19 protein-coding genes are annotated in these 21,472 nt (G+C 61.1%); 9 read left to right on the top strand and 10 right to left on the bottom strand.

The genetic code is table 11. The annotated features are described in order from the left end of the window. Positions 1 to 18 precede the first annotated feature (18 nt). Positions 19 to 804 carry an ATP-binding cassette domain-containing protein gene (locus NKH33_RS21880; RefSeq protein WP_352921408.1) on the bottom strand — a complete coding sequence of 262 codons (786 nt, stop codon included), beginning with the start codon at positions 802 to 804 and terminating at the stop codon, positions 19 to 21. Continuing rightward, positions 801 to 1,853: an ABC transporter permease gene (locus NKH33_RS21885; RefSeq protein ID WP_352921410.1), complete on the bottom strand. Its 1,053-nt coding sequence runs from the start codon at positions 1,851 to 1,853 to the stop codon at positions 801 to 803. The genes NKH33_RS21880 and NKH33_RS21885 overlap by 4 nt, the downstream gene beginning before the upstream one ends. A gap of 167 nt (positions 1,854 to 2,020) precedes the next feature. Between NKH33_RS21885 and NKH33_RS21890 the strand changes: the two genes are divergently transcribed. After that, positions 2,021 to 2,917, top strand: coding sequence for a GntR family transcriptional regulator (locus NKH33_RS21890; protein WP_352819659.1), 897 nt, complete (start codon positions 2,021 to 2,023; stop codon positions 2,915 to 2,917). A gap of 62 nt (positions 2,918 to 2,979) precedes the next feature. Here NKH33_RS21890 and NKH33_RS21895 read toward each other — a convergent pair whose 3' ends face one another. Both NKH33_RS21895 and NKH33_RS21900 read right to left on the bottom strand, forming a co-directional pair. Then, on the bottom strand, positions 2,980 to 3,573 hold the full coding sequence (locus NKH33_RS21895; RefSeq protein WP_352493019.1) for a DJ-1/PfpI family protein: 594 nt from the start codon (positions 3,571 to 3,573) through the stop codon (positions 2,980 to 2,982). A 145-nt stretch (positions 3,574 to 3,718) separates the two neighbouring features. Then, on the bottom strand, positions 3,719 to 4,420 hold the full coding sequence (locus NKH33_RS21900; RefSeq protein ID WP_352921412.1) for a GntR family transcriptional regulator: 702 nt from the start codon (positions 4,418 to 4,420) through the stop codon (positions 3,719 to 3,721). A gap of 323 nt (positions 4,421 to 4,743) precedes the next feature. Here NKH33_RS21900 and NKH33_RS21905 point away from each other — a divergent pair, with 323 nt between their 5' ends. From NKH33_RS21905 to NKH33_RS21915, 3 genes are read left to right on the top strand one after another with little or no spacing between them, the layout of a single operon-like run. After that, positions 4,744 to 5,967, top strand: coding sequence for an iron-containing alcohol dehydrogenase (locus NKH33_RS21905; RefSeq protein ID WP_352921414.1), 1,224 nt, complete (start codon positions 4,744 to 4,746; stop codon positions 5,965 to 5,967). 17 nt (positions 5,968 to 5,984) lie between these two features. Then, positions 5,985 to 7,472 carry an NAD-dependent succinate-semialdehyde dehydrogenase gene (locus tag NKH33_RS21910; protein WP_352921416.1) on the top strand — a complete coding sequence of 496 codons (1,488 nt, stop codon included), beginning with the start codon at positions 5,985 to 5,987 and terminating at the stop codon, positions 7,470 to 7,472. 11 nt (positions 7,473 to 7,483) lie between these two features. Continuing rightward, complete coding sequence (locus tag NKH33_RS21915; protein WP_502906748.1) at positions 7,484 to 8,305, top strand: alpha/beta hydrolase; 822 nt, start codon at positions 7,484 to 7,486, stop codon at positions 8,303 to 8,305. On the opposite strand, the gene NKH33_RS21920 is transcribed toward NKH33_RS21915, so the two are convergent. The 6 genes from NKH33_RS21920 to NKH33_RS21945 form a co-directional block, all read right to left on the bottom strand. Then, complete coding sequence (locus NKH33_RS21920; RefSeq protein WP_352921419.1) at positions 8,306 to 9,055, bottom strand: ribonuclease activity regulator RraA; 750 nt, start codon at positions 9,053 to 9,055, stop codon at positions 8,306 to 8,308. A 22-nt stretch (positions 9,056 to 9,077) separates the two neighbouring features. Continuing rightward, the gene (locus NKH33_RS21925; RefSeq protein ID WP_352921421.1) at positions 9,078 to 10,241 is read right to left on the bottom strand and encodes a mandelate racemase/muconate lactonizing enzyme family protein; all 1,164 of its coding nucleotides are present in this window, start codon (positions 10,239 to 10,241) and stop codon (positions 9,078 to 9,080) included. A gap of 33 nt (positions 10,242 to 10,274) precedes the next feature. Beyond that, entirely contained in the window at positions 10,275 to 11,372 is a 1,098-nt protein-coding gene (locus tag NKH33_RS21930) for an ABC transporter ATP-binding protein (protein ID WP_352921422.1), read from the bottom strand. 10 nt (positions 11,373 to 11,382) lie between these two features. Next, complete coding sequence (locus NKH33_RS21935) at positions 11,383 to 12,273, bottom strand: carbohydrate ABC transporter permease (RefSeq protein WP_023679256.1); 891 nt, start codon at positions 12,271 to 12,273, stop codon at positions 11,383 to 11,385. Next, positions 12,273 to 13,229, bottom strand: coding sequence for a carbohydrate ABC transporter permease (locus tag NKH33_RS21940; protein WP_352774862.1), 957 nt, complete (start codon positions 13,227 to 13,229; stop codon positions 12,273 to 12,275). The genes NKH33_RS21935 and NKH33_RS21940 overlap by 1 nt, the downstream gene beginning before the upstream one ends. Positions 13,230 to 13,308: 79 nt before the next feature. Further along, positions 13,309 to 14,787 carry an ABC transporter substrate-binding protein gene (locus tag NKH33_RS21945; protein ID WP_352503623.1) on the bottom strand — a complete coding sequence of 493 codons (1,479 nt, stop codon included), beginning with the start codon at positions 14,785 to 14,787 and terminating at the stop codon, positions 13,309 to 13,311. Positions 14,788 to 14,994: 207 nt separating this feature from the next. Between NKH33_RS21945 and NKH33_RS21950 the strand changes: the two genes are divergently transcribed. The 5 genes from NKH33_RS21950 (at position 14,995) to NKH33_RS21970 (ending at position 21,081) form a co-directional block, all read left to right on the top strand. After that, positions 14,995 to 15,705 (top strand): GntR family transcriptional regulator, encoded by a 711-nt coding sequence (locus NKH33_RS21950; RefSeq protein WP_023679253.1) that lies wholly within the window; start codon positions 14,995 to 14,997, stop codon positions 15,703 to 15,705. 54 nt (positions 15,706 to 15,759) lie between these two features. Beyond that, the gene (locus NKH33_RS21955; protein WP_352921424.1) at positions 15,760 to 16,926 is read left to right on the top strand and encodes a mandelate racemase/muconate lactonizing enzyme family protein; all 1,167 of its coding nucleotides are present in this window, start codon (positions 15,760 to 15,762) and stop codon (positions 16,924 to 16,926) included. Positions 16,927 to 16,981: 55 nt separating this feature from the next. Continuing rightward, complete coding sequence (locus tag NKH33_RS21960) at positions 16,982 to 18,343, top strand: mandelate racemase/muconate lactonizing enzyme family protein (RefSeq protein WP_352921426.1); 1,362 nt, start codon at positions 16,982 to 16,984, stop codon at positions 18,341 to 18,343. 17 nt (positions 18,344 to 18,360) lie between these two features. Then, a complete protein-coding gene (locus NKH33_RS21965) occupies positions 18,361 to 19,560 on the top strand; it encodes a mandelate racemase/muconate lactonizing enzyme family protein (protein WP_352921428.1) in 1,200 nt (399 codons plus the stop codon). Between the two features lie 219 nt (positions 19,561 to 19,779). Then, on the top strand, positions 19,780 to 21,081 hold the full coding sequence (locus NKH33_RS21970; RefSeq protein WP_352819636.1) for a glucoamylase family protein: 1,302 nt from the start codon (positions 19,780 to 19,782) through the stop codon (positions 21,079 to 21,081). Positions 21,082 to 21,472 lie beyond the last annotated feature (391 nt).

A 21,472-nucleotide genomic window follows, 5' to 3' on the forward strand; every position in this document is an offset into this window, starting at 1 on the left:
CCCCAAATTTCGAACGGGTCAGGCTCCAACGATCATGGAAACCAGTTCCTGTTTGTTGCCCTTGGTCGGCACCAGTTCGCCGACCCTGCGGCCCTGGCGAAGCACCACCGCGCGATCGGCGAGCTCGACGACGTGTTCCATGTTGTGAGTGATCAGGATGACGGCATTGCCCTGGTCGCGCAGCGCAGCGATCAGATTGAGCACCTGGCATGATTCACGCAGGCCGAGTGCGGCGGTCGGCTCATCCAGAATGACAACCTTGCGGGCGAACACGGTCGAGCGAGCCACGGCGATCGCTTGCCTTTGACCGCCAGACATCATGGCGACGACGGCATCCAGCCGCGGCAGCGTAACTTTCAGGTTTGCCAGCAGAGCGCGGGTCTCGGCGTCCATCCGGCGCTGCTGCAGAAATCGCAGGCCGCGCGGAAGCCATTGCGGGCCAGCCAGCTCGCGACCGGCAAAGAAGTTCTGTCCCGGCGTCAGATTGTCGAACAGCGCCAGATCCTGATAGACGGTCTCGATGCCGGCGAAGCGCGCATCCGCAGGGGAGCGTATCTGCGTTGGCGCACCGTCCAAAAGGATCGCGCCGGCATCGAGTTGGTGCACCCCGCTGATGCATTTGGTCAGCGTCGATTTGCCCGCGCCATTGTCGCCGAGCAGGCCGACGATCTCGCCGCGCCGCACCTCGATGCTGACATCGTCGAGGGCCAGAACCGAACCGAAACGCTTGGTAGCACCGCGTACCGCCAGCACGGGATTGTCCGCCGTGACCGCGTGATCGGCGTTATCCGCAGCGGCGCTCATGACTGCCTTCCGGTTTGCAGCACACGCACACGCCCTTCGAGGTAATTGCGCAGCACGTCGGACTCGACCGCGATCACGATGACCACGCCGATGACGATGAGCTGGAAAAAGACATTGACGTTGAGCAGGTTGAGCGCGTTGCGGATAACGCCGATCATGATGGCGCCGATCAAGGCATGGCCGAGGTGGCCGCGGCCGCCAAGAAAGCTGGCGCCGCCAATGATCACCGCCGCGATCGTGTCCAGTTCCAGCAGATTGCCGAACAGCGGCGAACCGGCGTCGGTGCGGCCGGCAAGGATGACGGCACCGATGCCGGCGCACAGCCCTGAGATGACATAGACCGAAACCAGCACCCAGGACACGGGAATGCCCATGCGCAGCGCGGCGTCGGGCCGGCCGCCGACGGCATAAATCCAGCGCCCCCAGACCATGGTTTTAGCCATGACGGAAAGAACCGCGGCAACGCCCGCAACGACGAAAATCGATCCAGGCAGGCCCCAGACCGCCTCGCGGCCAAGCGCATCGATCGAATCCGGCATGCCAGGAATGGCGCGGCCATCGGCCAGTTGCAGGGCCAGCCCCTTGGCGATGCTCAATGTCGCCAGCGTGATGATGAAAGGATGCGGCAGCCGGCCGAAGACGTAGAAGAGCCCGTTGATGGCGCCGACCGCGGCACCGCAGCCAACCATCACGGCGATCACGATGATGGCGGGAGCGCCGGCATGAAAGCTCAGCGCGCCGACGACGGAAGCCAGCGCAAGGTTCGAGCCGACGGAGAGATCGATGCCGCGTGTCAGGATGACCAGATGCTGGCCCATCGCGACAACCGAGATGACGGCCGTCTGGGCGAGGATGTTGCTGAGATTGCGTCCCGTCAGGAAATAGGGCGACAGAAAGCTGAGGACGGCGATCAGCAGCACCAGGATGACCACCGGACCAGCGCTCAGCAGCATCAGGCCGAGCGCAAGGCCGGGAACGGCTTCTGACTTCCTCGATGCCGGCAACGCTGCCTCGCCGACAGTCGTGCCGGTGTTTCCCGTTTCAGGCAAATTTCCCCTCCCCGCCGCGGCTTGTACGAGCCGCGTCGTCAAAAACTCAATTCGTGTTCAGGTCCTCTTCTTATCGATAAAAAACAACCGGCCAGGCCGGGTCAAGTTGTTTTTTATGGATAAAGTTCATGCTAAAAGGACAAGCTATAGTTCCCAAGGAAAATCCGATGAGAACCGACACCGTCTACAAGAAGGCCTTCAATCGGGCTGCGAATATGCTGCGCGACGGGCAACTGGCCGGTGAACTTCCTTCCGAAAATGAGCTTAGACGGCGAATGTGCGTCAGCCGCACAACCGTCAGAAAGGTTTTGCGGGAACTGGTTCACCGCGAACTTATCACCGAACGCCACGGCCTCAGGTCGACGGGCCGCCCGGTCAGCGACAACGATTACTATCCGGACGCCGAAACCACACCTCGCGCCAAGCATGTCGAACAGCAATTCATGGAGTGGATGCTGCGGGGTGACACCAGGCCTGGAACCAGCATCAATGAGCTCGAGCTTGCGCGCCAATTCGGCGTTGCGACCAACGGAATTCGCGAATTCCTGATCCGCTTCAGCCGGTTTGGACTGATCGAGAAACGGCCGAATACAGGCTGGCTTTTCAAGGGCTTCACCGAAGGCTTTGCACTTGAGCTCTTCGAGATCCGAGTAATGTTCGAACTGCGTTCGGCGCAACTATTTTCACTACAGCCGCACAGTTCTCCCCTATGGTCGAAACTCGCTGCGCTCAAGATGGCGCATGCCGACCTGCTGGAGCGAATTGAAGGCCGTTTTCATGACTTCTCCGGCCTGGACAACCGGTTTCACCGGCTCATAAACGAGGCATCACCGAACCGCTTCATCGATGATTTCTACGACATCATCACGTTCATTTTTCACTACCACTATCAGTGGAACAAGCAGGACGAAAAGCAGCGCAACCAGGCGGCAATCCTCGAGCATCTCGCCTATATCGATGCGCTCGAAAGCCGCGAATCTGACCGGATTGAGCGGGCCTGCCGAGCGCACCTGGCGTCGGCAAGAGCAACGTTGACGCGTTCGCTTATCGGACTTGTTGAATGATGTAGTCGACCCGCCCTTCAAGGGAACCGACGCATCCTCTGGAACGCGTCGGAAGCAAACGCTTACGCGTGACGGATTTCCGTTCCCAGCACCTTCAAACATTCGCGGATGAACGCTGCAAGGGCCGTCCAGCCCTTTGCCGAAACCATCGTGCCATCCACATATGCCTCCGTTGGAGACAGGTCGATATAGGTGCCGCCCGCAAGCGTCACTTCGGGCTCGCAAGCCGCCAGTGCGCCGACCTTCTTGCCACGCACGACGCCGTCCACCGCAATCAGGATCTGCACGCCGTGGCAGATCGTGAAGATCGGCTTCTTGGTTTCGTGGAAGTGGCGCACCATCGCCTGTACGCGCTTGTCGGTGCGGATGTATTCGGGGCCACGGCCGCCGGCGCAGTACACAGCGTGGTATTGCTCCAACTGCTTCTCAGCGTCGGAAAAGGTCTTGTTGATCAGCGCATAGTGGCCGAGCTTTTCGGTGTAGGTCTGATCGCCCTCGAAATCGTGCAGCGATGTTTTGATCAGGTCTCCGGCGCTTTTGTCTGGGCACACGACGTGAACGGTATGGCCCACCGCTTCCATCGCCTGCTGGTAGACGAAGATTTCGTATTCCTCGGTGAATTCACCGGTCAGCATCAGGATCTTTTTGCCTGGCATGGTACTTCCTTTCCTGTGACAACGGCCGGGCGAGACCTGTACTCGCCTGGTAGGTTGGAGTTTCTAGAAGGGTGAATCGGGGAAGTAGTCTTCGTTGGCCTGCGTGATGACCGTCAACGGCGGGTACGGGGACATCGGGACAGTTTCAGTCGAACGCCAGCAACAAACGGTCGCGGGAATGCTCGATATGGCGACGCATCGCCTGCTCGGCAGCGGCAGGATCGGCCGCAGCGAAAGCTGCCAGGATGGCCTCATGCTCGTCAAGTGCCTCCTCGGTGACGCGCGAATGGAACATCAGGCGGAATATGTGGAAGTGGGTGTGCTGGTGCGCCAATGTCTCGCGCACGAGTTCGTTGTTGGCGAATTCCATGACCTTGTCATGGAAAATGGCATCCTGGCGGGCGAAGTTGGAATACCGCAGGCGCTCGTCCTTGCCCTCACGGCGCGCCATGACGCCGGCCGACGTCTGAAGCTGCGCGAGCTTTACCTCGTCCATGAGCGCGGCTGCCTTGGCTGCGCCATGAGGTTCGAGCAGCAGGCGAAGCTCATAAAGTTCGTCAAACCGCCGTTTCGTGATCTGCGGCGCAGCGCGGTAACCGATCAGATGCGTCTTCAGCACCAGGCCTTCGCCTTCGAGCCGGCCGAGCGCCTCGCGGATCGGCGTGTGGGATACGTTGAATTCCTTGACCAGGCTGTCGACGGTGATGCGCGAGCCCGGCGCAATCTTCAGCGACATGAGTTGCGCAAAGATCGCTTCGTAGACGTCCTCAACCAGGCTGCTGGAGCGCTGGATACGCCCGCCGCCGAGGTTCGTATCGTCCGCATTGAGTAAGTTAATGGCCTGCATGTTTTGCCTCTTGACACATTGAGTTGCTAACACGATGCTCCGGCGAATGCAATCCTATATCCTATACGATTTTATCGAGGATATCATTTGCGGCAGCTAGGAGACAAAGCAATCGAATTTGCAGTGGCCCTGGTGGAACAGCGTGCCGCCCTGGCAGCCCGTGCTTCCTCACCTGCTGAACGGACCGCCAGCGTTGCGGACGATGGTTCGGCACGTCGATACGCAACCGCGTTGCGAGACGGGTTTTACATCGAACCCGGCCTTGGGGCCGAGTTGAACGCCATCTCGCATTCCAATCCGGACATCATCACAGAATGCAGGTCATGAGCCTTTTCGCTGCCCTAAGGCTGCCGCGCGAAATCCTCTTCGGGAAGGGCCAACGCCACGTCATTCCGGTTGTCGCGGCCAGGCTCGGGCGTCGCGTGCTCGTCTGCACCGATGAACGTTTTGCCGCAACGGGCCCGTTCGCAGAGATTGTCACTGGGCTGCGAGCCGCCTCGATAGACGTACTGGTGCATGATCGTGTGCTGCCCGACGTTCCTCGGGACACCGTTGCCGTCTGCGTCGAGGAAGCACGGAAGTTCGCGCCCGACGTGGTGATCGGCATTGGCGGCGGCAGTTGTCTCGACATGGCGAAATGCGCCGCGCTGCTCATCAGTCACGGCGGTCAGCTCCAGGATTACTACGGCGAGTTCAAGGTGCCCGGCCCGACGCTGCCGCTGATTGCGGTGCCGACGACAGCCGGCACCGGCTCTGAAGTGACCCCGGTTGCCGTGATCTCGGATCCGGATCGCACGCTGAAGGTCGGCATCTCCAGCCCGTATCTGATCGCGGCCGCGGCCATCTGCGACCCTGAGCTGACGATGACATGCCCGCCGGGATTGACGGCGATCGCAGGCGCCGACGCGCTGACGCACGCAATCGAGGCGTTCACGGCCGCCAGGCGGGGGACCGATCCCGGCCTTCCGCAGAACCATGTCTTTATCGGCAAAACCGCCTTGACCGATCATTTCGCCCTGCTGGCGATCAAGCTGCTTGGCCGAAGCCTTGAAACGGCATGCGGCCGGCCCTCTGACGAGGACGCCCGGGCCGACGTCATGATGGGTGCACTGGCAGCCGGCTGCGCGTTCGGAACGGCCGGCACGGCGGCAGCGCATGCCGTGCAATATCCGGTTGGCGCGATAACCCACACCGCTCACGGATTGGGCGTCGCCACCATGTTGCCGTACGTCATGAAGTACAACAAAACAGCCGCAGCGACCGAGATGGTCGAGATCGCCAACGCGCTCTGCCTCGATGGTAAAGGCCGGACGCCCGACGAGTTGGCCGACGCGACCATTGCCGAAGTCAGCCGGCTGTTTGGGGCGATCGGGATCACCTCCTCGTTAGCCGAGCTGGGGCTGCCCGCAGATAAGCTCGATTGGACGGCGGAACAGGCGATCGGTATCGAGCGCCTCATCAAGAACAACCCGCGTCCATTCGATTTGCGGACCATGCGACACCTGGTCCAGGCGGCCTTTGATGGCGACCTCGCCAGCATCATGTAACAATCGGGAATATCGAGATGAACACGTTTTCACAGGTTCTGGCTGACGATCAGGGCATCAGCGACTTCCACACAATCTCGCACGGGCTGTATATTGGCGGCCAATGGCGGCAGTCCGTGGATGGCAGGGTAATTCCGGTCATTGATCCGTCGACGGAAGCCATCATCGCGGCCGTACCCGATGCGACCTTGGAGGACGCGGCCGCCGCCATTGACGCCGCTGCCAAGGCAGCCGATGACTGGCGAACAACGCCGCCGCGAAAGCGTTCCGAGATCCTCCGACGCTGCTTCGAACTGATGACGGACCGATCGGAGGCACTGGCTACTCTCATCGCATTGGAAAACGGCAAGGCCCTGCGGGATGCCCGCGGCGAGATCGCTTATGCCGCGGAATTTTTCCGTTGGAATGCCGAGGAGGCCGTTCGCATTACCGGTGAATTCGGTACTGCGCCTTCCGGCACCAATCGCATTGTGGTCGACTACGAACCCGTCGGCATCTGCATCCTGATCACGCCCTGGAATTTTCCTGCCGCGATGGCGACGCGCAAGATCGCGCCGGCACTTGCCGCGGGATGCACGGTGATCCTGAAGCCAGCCAGTGAGACACCCCTCACCGCCTATGCGCTCGCCGCGCTCTACCAGGACGCGGGCGTTCCACCAGGGGTGGTCAACGTCCTGACAACCTCCAGTCCCGGGCCTTTGACAGCCGCCATGCTGGCCGATCCGCGGGTGCGCAAACTCTCCTTCACCGGTTCGACGGGTGTGGGTCGCGCTCTGCTGGCAGAGGCTGCCAGGCATGTGGTTTCGTGTTCGATGGAACTCGGCGGCAACGCACCGTTCATTGTGTTCGACGACGCCGATCTCGAAGCGGCGCTCGATGGTGCAATGGTGGCCAAGATGCGCAACGCCGGCGAGGCCTGCACGGCCGCAAACCGCCTCTATGTGCAATCTGGCATCTACGAAGCCTTCTGCGATGGCCTCGAGAAGCGGATGTCGTCGCTCAAGGTCGGCCCTGGCACTGATCCGGACACGGAATGCGGGCCAATGATCACGAAAAAGGCGGTCGAGAAGATAGACCGCCTTGTCGTCGACGCGGTCACACGCGGCGCGCGGGTCATGTGCGGCGGCTCAGTCCTGTCCGGGCGCGGTTTCTTCTACCCTCCGACAGTGCTTCGCGACGTGCCGGGCGACGCAAAGATGGCGCATGAGGAGATATTCGGGCCGGTGGCGCCAATCTCCAGCTTCGAAACGGAGGCCGAGGTCATCGCGCGCGCCAATGACACCGAATATGGACTTGCTGCCTACATCTACACGCGCGATCTGGCGCGCGGCATGCGGGTGGCTTCCCGCATCGAGGCCGGGATGATCGCTCTCAACCGCGGGCTGATGTCTGATCCGGCAGCTCCCTTCGGCGGCGTCAAGCAAAGTGGGCTCGGCCGCGAGGGAGGGCAGCATCACGGCATTGCCGAGTTCCTGGAGGCGAAATACCTCGCCGTCTGCATGTGAGCTGAAGAAGAATGCAAGGCGATCCCTTTCGCATCCGCGACCACGTTGCTGATTTTGACCAAATCGTGCAGGACATTGTTGACCGCAGCGAGGTCGCCCGCGCCGCCATTCCGATGGCAGCAGACGTGGCCTACGGACCGGATCCGACCGAGACCATGGACCTGTTCTTTCCTGCGGGCAAAAGAACGGCGCTACCGGTGCACATCTTTGTCCATGGCGGCTACTGGAGAATGTTCTCCAAGCGCGACTACTCATACATGGCGACGACGATTACCCAGGCCGGGGCCATCGCCGTCATCCTCGATTATGCTCTGATGCCCAAGGTCCGAATGGCGAGGATCGTCGACCAGGTGCGCCGCGCCAAGCAGTGGGTCCTGGCCAACATCGCCGATCATGGCGGAAGCCCGGCGGCCCTGACTGTCAGTGGTCATTCGGCAGGAGCCCATCTTGCAACGTTTCTGTTCGAGGGCGAGCATACCCCCTCGAATGTGAGGGCAGCCCTTCTCCTGAGCGGACTCTATGATTTGAAGCCGCTCCAGGATTCCTTTCTCGCCAACGAGATTGGAATAACCGACGAGGAAGTCGCCATGTTCACACCTCTCGCCCGTCGGCATGATGCTCAAACCAAGGCGGCGGTTCTGGTCGGAGCCAACGAGACGCCACCCTTCCATCAGCAAGCCGATCGATTCAAAGCAAGCTTGCTGCGGCAGGGATCGTTGGTAACATCGGATGTGCTCCCGAACCGCAACCACATGGACAGTGTCAGAGATCTTGGCGTGCCGGGGACCGAGGCTGGCGATTGCCTGGCAAAACTGATCGCCAAGGCCTGCTGACTAACTCGGGTTCTCCAGGCGATTTGTTTTGCGCCACTCCTCGTACTCTCCGCGGGCATCGTCATGCAGCGGATAGTAGCGTTGCAACGGTCCGCCCTCCATGAGCTTCACTCGCGAAAACTCCTCCCAATCATGATGCTTCTGTGATTCTTCGATCACCTTCGGGGCCATCACGACGGGAAGCACCACCACCCCGTCGTCGTCGGCGACGATGATGTCGCCGGGGATCACCGTGACACCGCCGCAGGCAATCGGAACGTTGACGGCATTGGGATAGATGCTGGTCTGCACATGATAGTTTGGCGTCCAGCCGCGCAGCCATAGGGGCAGGTCGAGCTTTTCGACATTGGGCCGGTCGCGCATGCACCCATCGATGACGATACCGGCCCCGCCCCTGCCCTTGAAATACGTCGACATCATATCGCCGAAGACGCCCGAGCTCATGTCGCCGCGCGCGTCGACCACGACCACATCGCCCTCCTGCGCGTGATAGAGCACGTGCCGGTGCAGCTGTGTCTCCGGATCGGCATATTCTCCTTCGGTGAAGAGGTCCGGCCGCTGCGGCAGGAACTGCAGCGTCAGCGCCGGCCCGACGATCGACTTCCCGTGGTTTTGCGCCACCGGACCGACCATGTGCGGATTGCGGAAACCCATGTGGCCAAGCGTGCCGGCAACCGTCGCGGCGCCGATCTCCCTGAGTGCGTCGATCAGGTCTTTAGGCGGCCGCATGATGTCGGAAGTATGCGTCATTGTGGACTCCGATTGAATGGAACTACCAGTTCGTCACAGAAGCGTCGCGGCGCTTAAGGTGAGGCGCTTCCCAGAAACGCAAACTCTGCGCCTGGACCGCAACTTCGTTGACCTCGACGCCGAGCCCCGGCAGATCGCCGACCGGGTAATCGGTCCCGTCGAGCCGTGGTTGCACGGGGAAGAAGTCGGAATTGTCGAAGCCCAGCTTTGTTTCGGGCGCCCTGGTCTCGAGCCACGCGAAGTTGGGTACCGCGGCAGCGAGATGCACGGTCGCGGCCGTGCACACTGGACCAAGCGGATTGTGCGGCATCAGGTCCACATAATGCGCCTCGCTCCAGCCAGCGATTTTCATCGCCTCGGTGAGCCCGCCGACATTGCAAACATCGAGCCGGTTGAACTGATGGATGCCGCGCTCGATGTAGGGCAGGAACTGCCACTTGCTGGCAAATTCCTCGCCTATGGCAAAGGGGATTTCGGTCATCGTGCGCAGCGATTCATAGGCCTCCGGCGTTTCGGCCCGTATCGGCTCCTCGAGGAAATCAAGCACGCCGCGACCGAGCTTGTTGCAGAAGCTCGCGGCCTCTGCCACCGACAGCCGATGATGATAGTCGAGGCCGAGGACCACGTCGCTGCCCAGCGCCTCGCGCGCCTTGTTCAGCATACCCGCGGTAGCGCCGATGGACTCGCGCGGCTCGAAGATGTCCTTGCTGTTTTGCCCGAAGGGAAAGAAGCGGATCGCCTGCCACCCCTGCGCGCGAAGTTCGCGGGCCCGTTCGATGGCAACGTCGCCCTCGGCCTCGTCGCCGGTGGAGGCAAAGGTGGGAATGCGGTCGCGCTGCTTGCCGCCCAGCAGCTCGTAGACCGGCACGCCCAGCGCCTTGCCCTTGATGTCATGAAGGGCGATGTCGATGGCGGAAATCGCCGCCTGAAGGACTCGCCCGCCTTCGAAGTACTGGCTGCGGTAAACCTCCTGCCAGATCCGCCCGATCTGCATCGGGTCGCGGCCGATGAGAAACTCGCGATAGTGCTCGACCGCGCCGGCCACGGCCCTCTCGCGACCGCTCAAGCCGCTCTCGCCCCAGCCGAAGATGCCCTGGTCGGTCTCGACCTTGACGAGCATCTGGTTGCGCGTTCCTACCCACACCGGATAGGGCTTGATCGCGGTGATCTTAAGCTTCTCAGTCATCCACGCCCACGTTTCACGCGCATTCGCCCTATCTCAGTTGGCCTTGAGGGCCATTTCAGTTTCGCCATCGAACAGATGCATCCGCTCCTGGTCGAACTCGAGCCAGATCTGCTCGTCGGGCGCGACGGCAATGTTCGGCGGCACGCTGACGTTGACGATGGCGCCGGACAGGAACGCCTGAACGAAGGTGACGTCGCCGGTCGGCTCCACCGTATAGGCCTTGGCCGGGACGCTGCCTGGCACCGCACTCTTGTGGAGCTTGATCGTCGAGTGACGTGCGCCGAGCACGACTTTCCGGGTCGTCGCTTTCGCCACCTTCTGGGCATTGCGCGGTGAGAGCTCAAGGCGCCAGCCCTCGGCGCCGGTCAACATCGTGTTGCCGTTTGCCGTCGAGGCCTGCAGCGGAATAAGGCTCATCGCCGGGCTGCCGATGAAGCTGGCCACGAACATGTTCACCGGATGGGCAAAGACCTGCGCCGGTGAATCGTATTGCTGCAGGTAGCCGCCATTCATCACCGCCATCTTGTCAGCCATGGTCACGGCTTCGAGCTGGTCGTGCGTCACATAGATGATCGTCGCCTTGAGGTCCTGGTGGAAACGCTTGATCTCCGACCGCATCTGCACGCGCAGTTTGGCATCGAGGTTAGACAGTGGCTCGTCCATGAGGAACACGGCGGGGTCGCGAACGAGGGCACGGCCAAGGGCCACACGCTGCTGCTGCCCGCCCGAAAGTTCGCGCGGCTTGCGCTCGAGCAGGTGCGTCATGTCGAGCACTCGCGCCGCTTCCTTGACCTTCTTGTCGATCTCGTCCCTGGGGAGTTTGCGCATCTGAAGCGGGAACGCCAGGTTCTTGTAGACCGATTTCTGCGGGTAGAGCGCGTAGTTCTGGAACACCATTGCGATGTCCCGGTCCTTGGGGTCGAGGTCGTTGACCACCCGCTCGCCGATGATGATGTCGCCCGATGTGATCGGGGTCAGCCCAGCGACGAGATTGAGCGTGGTTGTCTTGCCGCAGCCTGAAGGGCCGACGAGCGCAACGAACTCGCCGTCATTGACCGTCAGCGAAACGTGGTTGACAGCTTTGAAGCTGCCATAGCTCTTGACGAGATCTTGGAGGACCACGTGGGCCATCGGCAACTCCCTAGTGCTTGACCGCGCCTTCTGTAAGGGCGCGTACGAAGTATCGTTGCAGGACCAGGAACAGCACCACGACGGGCACACTCATCATGAAGCTGGCCGCCATCAGGCCCGGAAAGTCCGTCGTATTTTCCGAGAAGAAGCGTTGGATGCCGACCGGCAGGGTCAACTGCTCGTTCTTGGAGAGGAAGGTGTAGGCGTAGATGTACTCGTTCCACGCGCCGATGAAGGAATAGATTGCGGTGGCGATGATCCCCGGCGTCGAGAGCGGCATCACGATCATGATGAAGGCCTGGAACCGTGTTGCGCCATCGATGCGCGCCGCCTGCTCAAGCTGCACCGGGATATTGTCGTAAAAGCCCTTGAGCAGCCAGATCGCCAGCGGCAGGCCAAAGGTGAGATAGGTGAGTATCAGTGAGCCATGCGTGTTTATCAGACCGATGGCACGCATCAGGATGAAGAGTGGCACGAGAAAGATCACCGCCGGGAACATGTTGCGCAGCAGCACGGCAAAGAACAGGAAATTCCGGCCGGGGAAACTGAAGCGCGAAAACGCGTAGGCCGCTGGGACAGCCACGATCACCGAAAGGATTGTCGTGACGGTCGACACGAAAAGGCTGTTCCAGAAGAACCGGAGGAAGTCCTGGCCGACGCTGTTCTGCGGATCGAGCAGTTTCTGATAGCTGGCGAGGGTAGGTTCGTCCGGCCACCATTGCGGCGGGAATTGCGTCGCCGCGAATCCGGACTTGATCGAGGTGATCAGCATCCAGATCATCGGCAACGCGGTATAAAGCAGCATGAACACGAGGAATATGCGCCCGGCCCACCGCCATCCGTCGACGCGCATGCGGCGACGGGTCTGGGCTCGAGGGGCTGTCTCGGCAATCGTGCTCATCAGCTCCCCTCTTTCCGCTCGTTGCCGCTTAACGCACGGACGTAGAAGTAGCCCAGCGTCATCAGCGTGAGGAACAGGAGCACCGAATAGGCCGATGCCACGCCCCAGCGCTGCCGTCCGAAGGCGAGCTCATAAATGTGGGTTATCCAGATATGCGATGCGTTCGACGGCCCGCCGCCGGTCATGATCCAGGGGATGATGAAGGAATTGAAGTTGGCCACCGCGAGCAGCAGCATCGTCACCACCGAGACGTTGCGCAAGTGCGGGAAGGTGACGTGCCAAAAGCGCTGCCATGCATTGGCACCATCGACTTTTGCGGCACGCAGCAACTGGTCGGGGACTGTCTGCAGGCCGGCCATCATCATGATCATGGCAAACGGAAACTCGCGCCAGATGTTGACGACGATCAGGGAGGGCAGCACCGTGCTGACATTGTCGATGAAATTCGGCGGCTGGTCGGCCAATCCGAGGCCGACCAGCACCGCGCCGATGATCCCGAAGTCCGAATGGTAGATCCACTTCCAGATGTAGGAGGCGGCGACGGCGCTGATGACCCAAGGGATGATCAGGACGGCGCGCAGGACACCACGGCCGATGAAGTCGCGGTGGAGCGCCAGCGCTGTGGCAAACCCCAGGACAAAGGAGATGAAAGTTGACCCCAGAGTCCAGATCAGTGTGTTCCAGGTGACTTTCCAGAACACCTGACTGGTGAGGATGGTCGTGTAGTTGTCGAAGCCGATGAAGGTCTTGTCGCGGAGTTGCAGGCCAGGCGGTGTCTTAAAGAACGACAGCTCGACCGTGTAGTAGATCGGATAGGCGATGACGATGAGCATCACGGCGATCGCTGGGAGCACGTACGCGTAGTCCGCGCGATGCTCCCAGACCTTCCGCAGCGCGCCGGACCAACCGGGTTGCAATCTTCGGCGAGCCTCGGCCTTGCCGGTCACGATCGTCACTTGTGGCGTGCCCTTTTTCTTCGGAACGCTGCGGCTGCGCCAGCGGCGCAGCCGGTCCAGGTCGTAGGTGTGGCTTGGACTAGAGTCCGCCCATCAGGTCTTTTACCTTCTTGGCCGCGTCGTCCGCTGCCTCGTCGACGGTCATCGCTCCGGTCAGGGCATTCTGCAGCATGTCCGGGATGATGATGTTCATGATCTCGGGGGCCTGCGGCAGAGCTGGGAACGGAATGCCGTATGGCAGCATTGAGGTGGTGACGTCGAGGAATTTGATATTGTCCAGACGTTCCTTCATCCACTTGGTCTTGAAGCCGTTGAGGTTGCCAGGGTTTGATCCGGCGTAGGCCATCTTCAGCGACCATTCAGGGCTCGTCCACATGCAGATGATAGCTTTCGCGGCCGGCTCGTCTACCTTGCCGCCCTCGACATATTCGGGTTTCAGGATGTGAATGTTCGAGCCGCCGAACACGACGGCGCGCTTGCCGTCGGGACCAGTCGGGATCAGGCCGTAGCGCATGTTGTCGATGACCGTCTGCGCCTTGTCCTTGTCGGTGCCCGTCGCCTTTTTCTGCAGGTCGAGCATGACGTTGTAATCGGACGGGTGCGAGATCATCATGCCGAGCTGGCCAGCGACGAACAGGGGCTGATTATCGGCCTGCTGATTGGTGAGTGCCGAAACCGGAACCGACTTGTCGCGAACATACATGTCGTAGGAGGCTTGCAGCGCTGCCTTGCTCTGCGGGCTATCGAGCTGGACCTGCTCATAGGTCGGGTTCGGCGTCGCTTCGTCGAAGACGCCTCCGCCATAGGCCCACAGCTGTGGCATGAAGCGGTACGGCGTATTGCCGGCATTCTTGCGAGCCACAAGGCCATATCCGGCAATGCCGAGCTTGTCGTGGATCTGCTTGGAATACTTGACCACGTCGTCCCACGTTGCCGGCGGCTTGTCCGGATCGAGGCCGGCACGCTTGAAGATGTCGGCGTTCCAGATGAACGCCATCGTCTCGTTGTTGGTCGGAATGCCGTAGGTCACGCCCTCCCAGGTCACTGCCTTCATGGCGCCTGGCCAGAAATCCTCGGTCGAATACCCCACATCCTCTGGCTTGAGCGGCTGCAGATAGCCCTTTGAGGCGAACTCGGTACCGCCCAGGATTTGCAGGCGGACCGCCATAGGCGCGGCATTGCCCAGGAGCGCGGTGCGGAACTTGTCGAGAAGGTCGTTATAGGTGAGGGCTTGTTCCTCGAGCTGGATGTTCGGATAGGTTTTGCGGAAGGTCTCGAAGAAATCCTTGTAGTACTGGCGCAGGAGGTCGGGGTCGCCCTCGAACACGCCCTGATACCAGAAAGTCAGTCGCCCCTTGTAATCGAGCGGGGTGACCTTGGCGCAATCGGCCGCCGTGTCAAAATCCTGTGTGCCCGCAATCGAGCGCACATACTCCGGCGACCACTTGCTCAGGTCGACCGGCGGTGCACCCAGCGCCGATGTTGACGTCAGGGATGCCATCAAAGCAGTGGCGACAGTGCCGCGCAGGACGGCGCTGCCGAGCGCAATTCTCGTCATAGGTATCCTCCCTGGTTCTCCCATGCCGCCCTAAAGCGGTCCTTGCTCGTTCCGATCGCGAGGATGCTTCTGTCAGCTCAGTGTATCCTCTCGATCGCTTGGTACGTTTTCAGATCGTGAATTGCCTGTCAACGCGCTGGATCGTACATTGTTTGCGAAAGCCGTGTGTGATATCGGGCAAGGTATGTATTAATTGGGGAGCCGGCCTTGGCCGAAATAAGCGATTTCAAAGCGATGCCACCGGTGGGGACCGATCCCATCGGGGCCTCCAGCGAGGGCGCCTCGCTTTATGAATTGATCAGGGAAGATATCATCGAGGGACGGCTCGCTGCCAACGAACGGCTTGTCGTCACCGATCTCGCCCGGCGTCACGGCACTTCGACCAATCCTGTGCGCGAGGCCCTGCAGTTGTTGCGCGGCGAAGGGTTTGTCACCTTTGTCGCCAACCGCGGGGCGCGCGTGCGACCCATTGATCAGGATTTTGTCCGGGATATCTACGAGATCGGTGTTCTGATCGAGCCAGCCCTGACACGATGGTTTGTGAATATGGCTACCGGCGAGGACATCGCCGAACTCGAACGTCTCCAAGGCCTGATCGAAGAGAACAACTTCGCCGACACATTCAGGCACAGTGAGCTGGATACCGCTTTCCACACCGTGATGTACCAGCGGCACTACAACCGCCACGCCGCCGAGCTTTGGTGGAAGCACCGCGAAGTGCTGCGAGCCGTGAGCCGTCGTTTCAATTTCACGCTGGCGCGACGTGCCGCGATCATGCGCGAGCACCGCGAACTCATCGCGCTTGTGAAGGCGGGAGAGGCCGACAAGGCGGCCGAACTCGTTTCCCGCCATGTCGAGGGTTCGGGCCGGCATATTCTCGAACAGATGCGAGCGCGCAACGCCGCTCGGGCCGGATAGAATGTCCAGTCCAGAACATCGTTAGCTGACCATTTCCAGGCAAAGGTAGTTGAGATGAAAATCACGAGCATTCGGCCGTGGCTGATCAAGTCCGGTGCTTCTTACTGGGGAGAGTTCCTGTTCGTCGAAGTGACGACCGACGAGGGAGTGAGCGGCTGGGGAGAGATCACCACCACGACAAGGCTCGCCAACCGCGCTCTGTGCACGATCCTGCGGCAGATCGGCGTCGCCGTGACAGGCGAGGATCCGGCGCGTATCGAGCATCTCTGGCACAAGATCTTCCGCAGCTTCACCTACATGGGAAGCCGCGGCGCCGCTGTCGAATGCGTGAGCGCCATCGATATTGCCCTCTGGGACATCCGGGGCAAAGTCCTTGGCAAGCCGATTTACGAGTTGCTTGGCGGGCCGGTACGCGATGAAATCGCGCTCTACACCCATCCCAACCAGGCCAAATTCACCAGCAAGGAGGCTGTGGTCCGCGAAATTCTAGACATTGTCGAGTCCGGACACACTGCGCTCAAGTTCGATCCCTACCCCCACCAGGGCCGCAGCGCCGATGGCCTGCCCCGCGAACAGCGAGACGGCTACCTCGATGGCAGCATGACCCGCAAGGACGAGCGCGAAGCCGCCGACCTCACGGCTCTGATCCGCGAAACGGCAGGACCCGATGTCGACATTCTCATCGATGCGCACGGCCGCTTCGACGTCCCCACCGCCATTCGCCTCTGTCGGAGCCTCGAGGAGGCCGGCCAGATCGACTGGTTTGAGGAACCCTGCCCGCCCGAGAGCCTTAACGCCCTCAAGCAGGTGCGTGAGAAGGTCAATACCGCCATCTCGTGGGGCGAGCGCGGCCACACGAAGTGGGATTTCGTGCCGGTACTCGAGAACAGGCTCGCCGACTACATCATGCCCGACGTTACCTGGACCGGCGGCATTACCGAACTCAAGAAGATTTCTGCGCTGTGCGAAGCCTACTACGTGCCGGTCTCGCCACATGACGCCGCGGGACCGATCAACGTGGTTGCGGGAGCGCAGGTGATGATGACCGTCCCCAATTTCTACAAACTCGAAACATCGGAGTGGAACCTGGGCAAATACGATCACCTGATCGACAGACCACTCGACATTTCGAACGGCAGCCTCAAGCTGACGTCGAAGCCTGGTCTCGGTATTGAGATGGACCGCGACTACCTGCAGGCCCACGAGATTGAGCTGGGCTAGCAACACTCTATGCCGGCCCAGGGTGCGGGACGACAAGCCGAAACGAGGATAAGTCATGGCAAAGACAGGTGGCGCCGACGAAGCGCTCAATCGGGTAAACGCGAACTCCAAGCCATCCCAGCTTCGCATCACCGACATGCGGGTAGCCGAAATCGTCGGCGCGCCGTTCACCTCAACCCTGCTCAAGATTTACACCAACCAGGGCATCGTCGGGCTTGGCGAGGTCCGCGACGGCGCCAGTGCCACCTACGCGCTGATGCTGAAGAGCCGGCTGCTTGGCGAGAACCCTTGCGACATCGACCGCCTGTTTCGCCGGATCAAGCAGTTCGGTGGCCACGGCCGGCAAGGCGGCGGCGTCTCGGCGGTCGAGATCGCGTTGTGGGATCTCGCCGGCAAGGCCTATGGCGTTCCCATCTACCAGATGCTCGGCGGCCGGTTTCGGGAGAAGGTGCGCGTCTATTGCGACACCGACGCTACCGTGCCGAGCGGCACCGAGACCGGCAAGCGCCTCAGGCAGCGCATGGCGCTCGGCTTCACCTTCCTCAAGATGGATCTGGGGCTGATGCAGATCGCGGATGTACCCGGTGCGGTCGTCTCCCCTGCCGGTTCACTTGAAGGGTACCGCATCCATCCGGGCCGCGGCCCGGTCAAGACCATGGAGGAGCGGCGCACCCGCAATGCCGCTTACGATTTGCACAACGTCCCCCATCCGTTTACCGGCCTCCACTTTTCCGACAAGGGCCTCGACCTGCTTGAACAGTATATTGCCGAGGTTCGCGATGTTATCGGCATGGATATTCCGCTCGCCATTGACCATGTCGGCCACATCTCGCTGCAGGACGGTATTCGGCTCGCCAGGCGGATTGAAAAATACGTGCCGGCCTGGCTCGAGGATGTGATCCCATGGCAGTACACCGAGCAGTTCCGGCAACTGCAGGCCGCCACCACGGTGCCGATCTGCACCGGCGAGGACATCTACCTTAAGGAAGGCTTCGAGCCTCTGCTCAAGAGCGGCGGCCTTTCCATTATCCACCCGGACCTGCTCACCAGCGGGGGCATCTTCGAGACCAAGAAGATCGGCGACATGGCCCAGGACCACGGCATCGCAATGGCCATCCATATGGCCGAAAGTCCAATCGCCGCAATGGCCGCGGCAAATGTCGCGACCGCGACCGAAAACTTCATGGCGCTCGAATACCACTCTGCCGATGTCGACTGGTGGGACGATATCGTCACCGGCCTTCCCAAGCCGCTCGTGAAGGACGGCTTTATCACTGTTCCGGACAAACCTGGCCTGGGGATTGACGACGTCGTCGACGAGGTGATCTCGCAGCATCTGCAGCCGGGTGTCACCGGCATCTGGCAGCCCACGGATCACTGGGACGACGAGTATTCCTGGGACCGTATCTGGAGCTGAGGCGAAAAGAACCGAAGATGAAGATCACCGATCTCCGCTGCGCCGTCATCGGCAAACACCCAATAGTCCGCATCGTTACCGACGAGGGCCTCTATGGCCTTGGCGAAGTCGAGTTCACCAAGACCTATCTCAAGCCTTGGGTGCTGCATTTCCGTGAGGCGCTGATCGGCGAGGACCCTACCGACGTCGAGCGGGTGATGCTGAAGATCCGCCAACGCGGCTCTTTCAAGCCCTATGGCGCGGCGGTAAGCGCTATCGAGCATGCGCTGTGGGACATAGCCGGCAAGGCCGCAGGCGTGCCGGCCTACAAACTGCTCGGCGGCAAGGTGCGCGACAAGGTGCGCGTCTATAACGGCTCGATCCGCCAGAAGCGAACGGGGGACCGGCCGGAGGATTACGCCGCTGACGTGAAATGGATGATGGAGCAGCCGCAGAATTTCTTCATGATCAAGCAGGGAATCTCGTTCCATTCCAACATGAAGGACACCATCGAGGGCTTTCACTACGGCGTGACGCAGAAGAAGGCCGGCTATCACGGTGCCATGGACCAGGGCGTGATCAGCGAGCGCGGTTTCAACCATATGCTCGACTGCGTGAACGCGATGAAGGAAGTGCTGGGCGACAAGGTCAGCCTGGCGCTCGACTGCGGCCCGGGCTGGATGCTGCCCGATGCAATCAAGTTCGCTCGCGCGGTCGAGAAGTACAATTTGATGTGGCTCGAGGACATGCTGACCGGCGACTATGTGCCGTGGGTCAATCCGCAGGCCTATCGGGAGTTGACCACCTCCACCTCGACGCCAATCCATACCGGCGAGCAGATCTACCTGCGGCACAATTTCAAGGAGCTGATCGAAACGCAGGCGGTGCGCGTCATCGGCCCCGATCCAGCCGATATTGGCGGCATTGCCGAGCTCAAATGGGTCGCCGAGCACGCCTGCATGCACTCGATCCTGATGGCACCGCACGGCACCGCGAACGGCCTTCTCGGCCTCGGCGCGCTGATCAATGTGTGCGCCACCCTGCCCGCCAACTACATCGCGTTCGAATACCCGAGCGCCTCCGACCCCTGGTGGGAGGACCTCGTAATCGGCCTGCCGTCGCAGATCGTGAAGGACAGCATGGTGGACCTGCTGGAAGCGTCGGGGCTGGGCCTCGACATCGACGCCGAAGCAGCCAGGAAGTATCTCCGGGAAGAGGATGCAGGCTTCTTCGACTGAACCATCCTTCTTGCGCCACCGTGCACGGCGCGGACTGCTTCACGCAACCTGTCATCCGGAATGACCGTTTCGGGCCGTTAGCGGAATGTCAGCTTCTGGTGTTCGAACCTAGTTATAGAGACACCTGGGCCAGCGCGAGCATCGTCGTGACATGACCCAAAGGCGACAAGTCGACCAAAAAGGTGGGAAGCTCGGCGAAACCCCTCTATATCGACAGCGATGGATGCATCGAGCGACCACCCGCCGAACGACGAGCTTCTCTCGGACATCCAGCGCCTGTCCTTCGACTATTTTCTCAAAGAGGCCAACCCGGCGAATGGCCTGATCGCCGACCGCAACACCCCGGGGTCACCGGCCAGCATCGCCGCCGTCGGGCTCGCCCTGTCGGCCTATCCCGTCGGTGTGGAGCGCGGTTTCATGACGCGCGCCGCCGCCGCTGAACGAACGCTCGCCACGCTTCGCTTCTTCTGGAACGCGCCGCAAGGGCCCGAAGCCGACGCAACGGGCCACAAGGGCTTCTACTACCATTTCCTCGACATGGAGACCGGCCGCCGCGTCTGGAAGTGTGAGCTGTCCACGGTCGATACGGCGCTTCTGCTTGCCGGTGCGCTGGCCGCCGGCGCCTATTTTGGCGAGGACGATGAATCCGAACTTGAAATCCGGCGGCTTGCAGATGCGCTCTACCGGCGCACGGACTGGCGATGGGCGCAGAACGGCGGCGCTACCGTCACCCATGGCTGGCGGCCTGGAAAAGGCTTCCTGCGCTATCGCTGGCAAGGCTACGACGAAGCGGTGATCCTTTATGTGTTGGGCCTCGGCTCGCCAACCCATCCGCTGCCGCCCGAGAGCTATGCGGCCTGGCTATCCACCTACAAGTGGAAAAAGATCTATGGCCGGGAATTGGTTTACGCCGGTCCACTCTTCATCCACCAGCTCTCGCATATCTGGATCGATTTTCGCGGCATCCGCGATGCTTCCATGCGCAACCACGACTGCGACTATTTCGAGAACAGCCGCGAGGCAACCTACCTGCAACGCGACTACGCCATTCGCAATCCGAAGGGCTTCAGCGGTTATGGCGAGAATTGCTGGGGCATTACCGCCAGCGACGGCCCAAGCCCGACAAAAGGTCAAATCACGGTCGGTGGCCGCCGCTTCTTCGGCTATCTGGCGCGCGGTGCGCCATTCGGCCCTGATGATGGAACGTTGTCGCCGTGGGCAGCGATTACCTCATTGCCCTTTGCGCCAGAGATCGTTCTGCCGGCACTGCGCTATTTCCATGAGATCGACCTGCAAGAGGGCAACCCTTACGGCTTCACCGCAAGCTTCAATCCGACAATAGCAGCCGCCGACGGCCGGCCATGCGGTTGGGTATCGCCGGACCACGTCGGCATCAATCAGGGGCCGATCACTCTGATGATAGAGAACTACCGCTCGGGCTTCCTGTGGCGCCTGATGCGCCGCGTGCCGGCCATCATCGCGGGACTGCACCGAGCCGGTTTTTCGGGCGGTTGGCTATAAGAAGTCGAGATGACAAAGCTCCCCGATTGGTACCAGGACTTTTGACTGCTAGCGCATGCCGCATTTGCTGCGAATGTCGGTTAGCGGCGCATTGCTTCTCGGCAGAATAGGTGACGTTGCGCCCAGTTTCTATCCCAGTTTTGAGTTCGTTTCCGGCGTGGGTTGTGCCCTGCTGGGCGGGTGAAGCGACGGGCGCTGGCGCGGAGCTTTTGGCACAGCGCAAAGCGAGCGGCCGTCGCAGATTGAAGGTGGTGGCGAACTCGGCCGGTGTCTGCCAGGCGATTTGGGAATGCGGCCGCGCGATCGGTTGTACAACACGACGAGAGAACGCCCACGGGACCGAGGAACGCAAGTTTCTTTATCCATGGCATCCCTGGGCCGGGCGTTGTGT

Source organism: Mesorhizobium sp. M1182 (genome assembly GCF_040318335.1).
Taxonomy (GTDB): domain Bacteria; phylum Pseudomonadota; class Alphaproteobacteria; order Rhizobiales; family Rhizobiaceae; genus Mesorhizobium.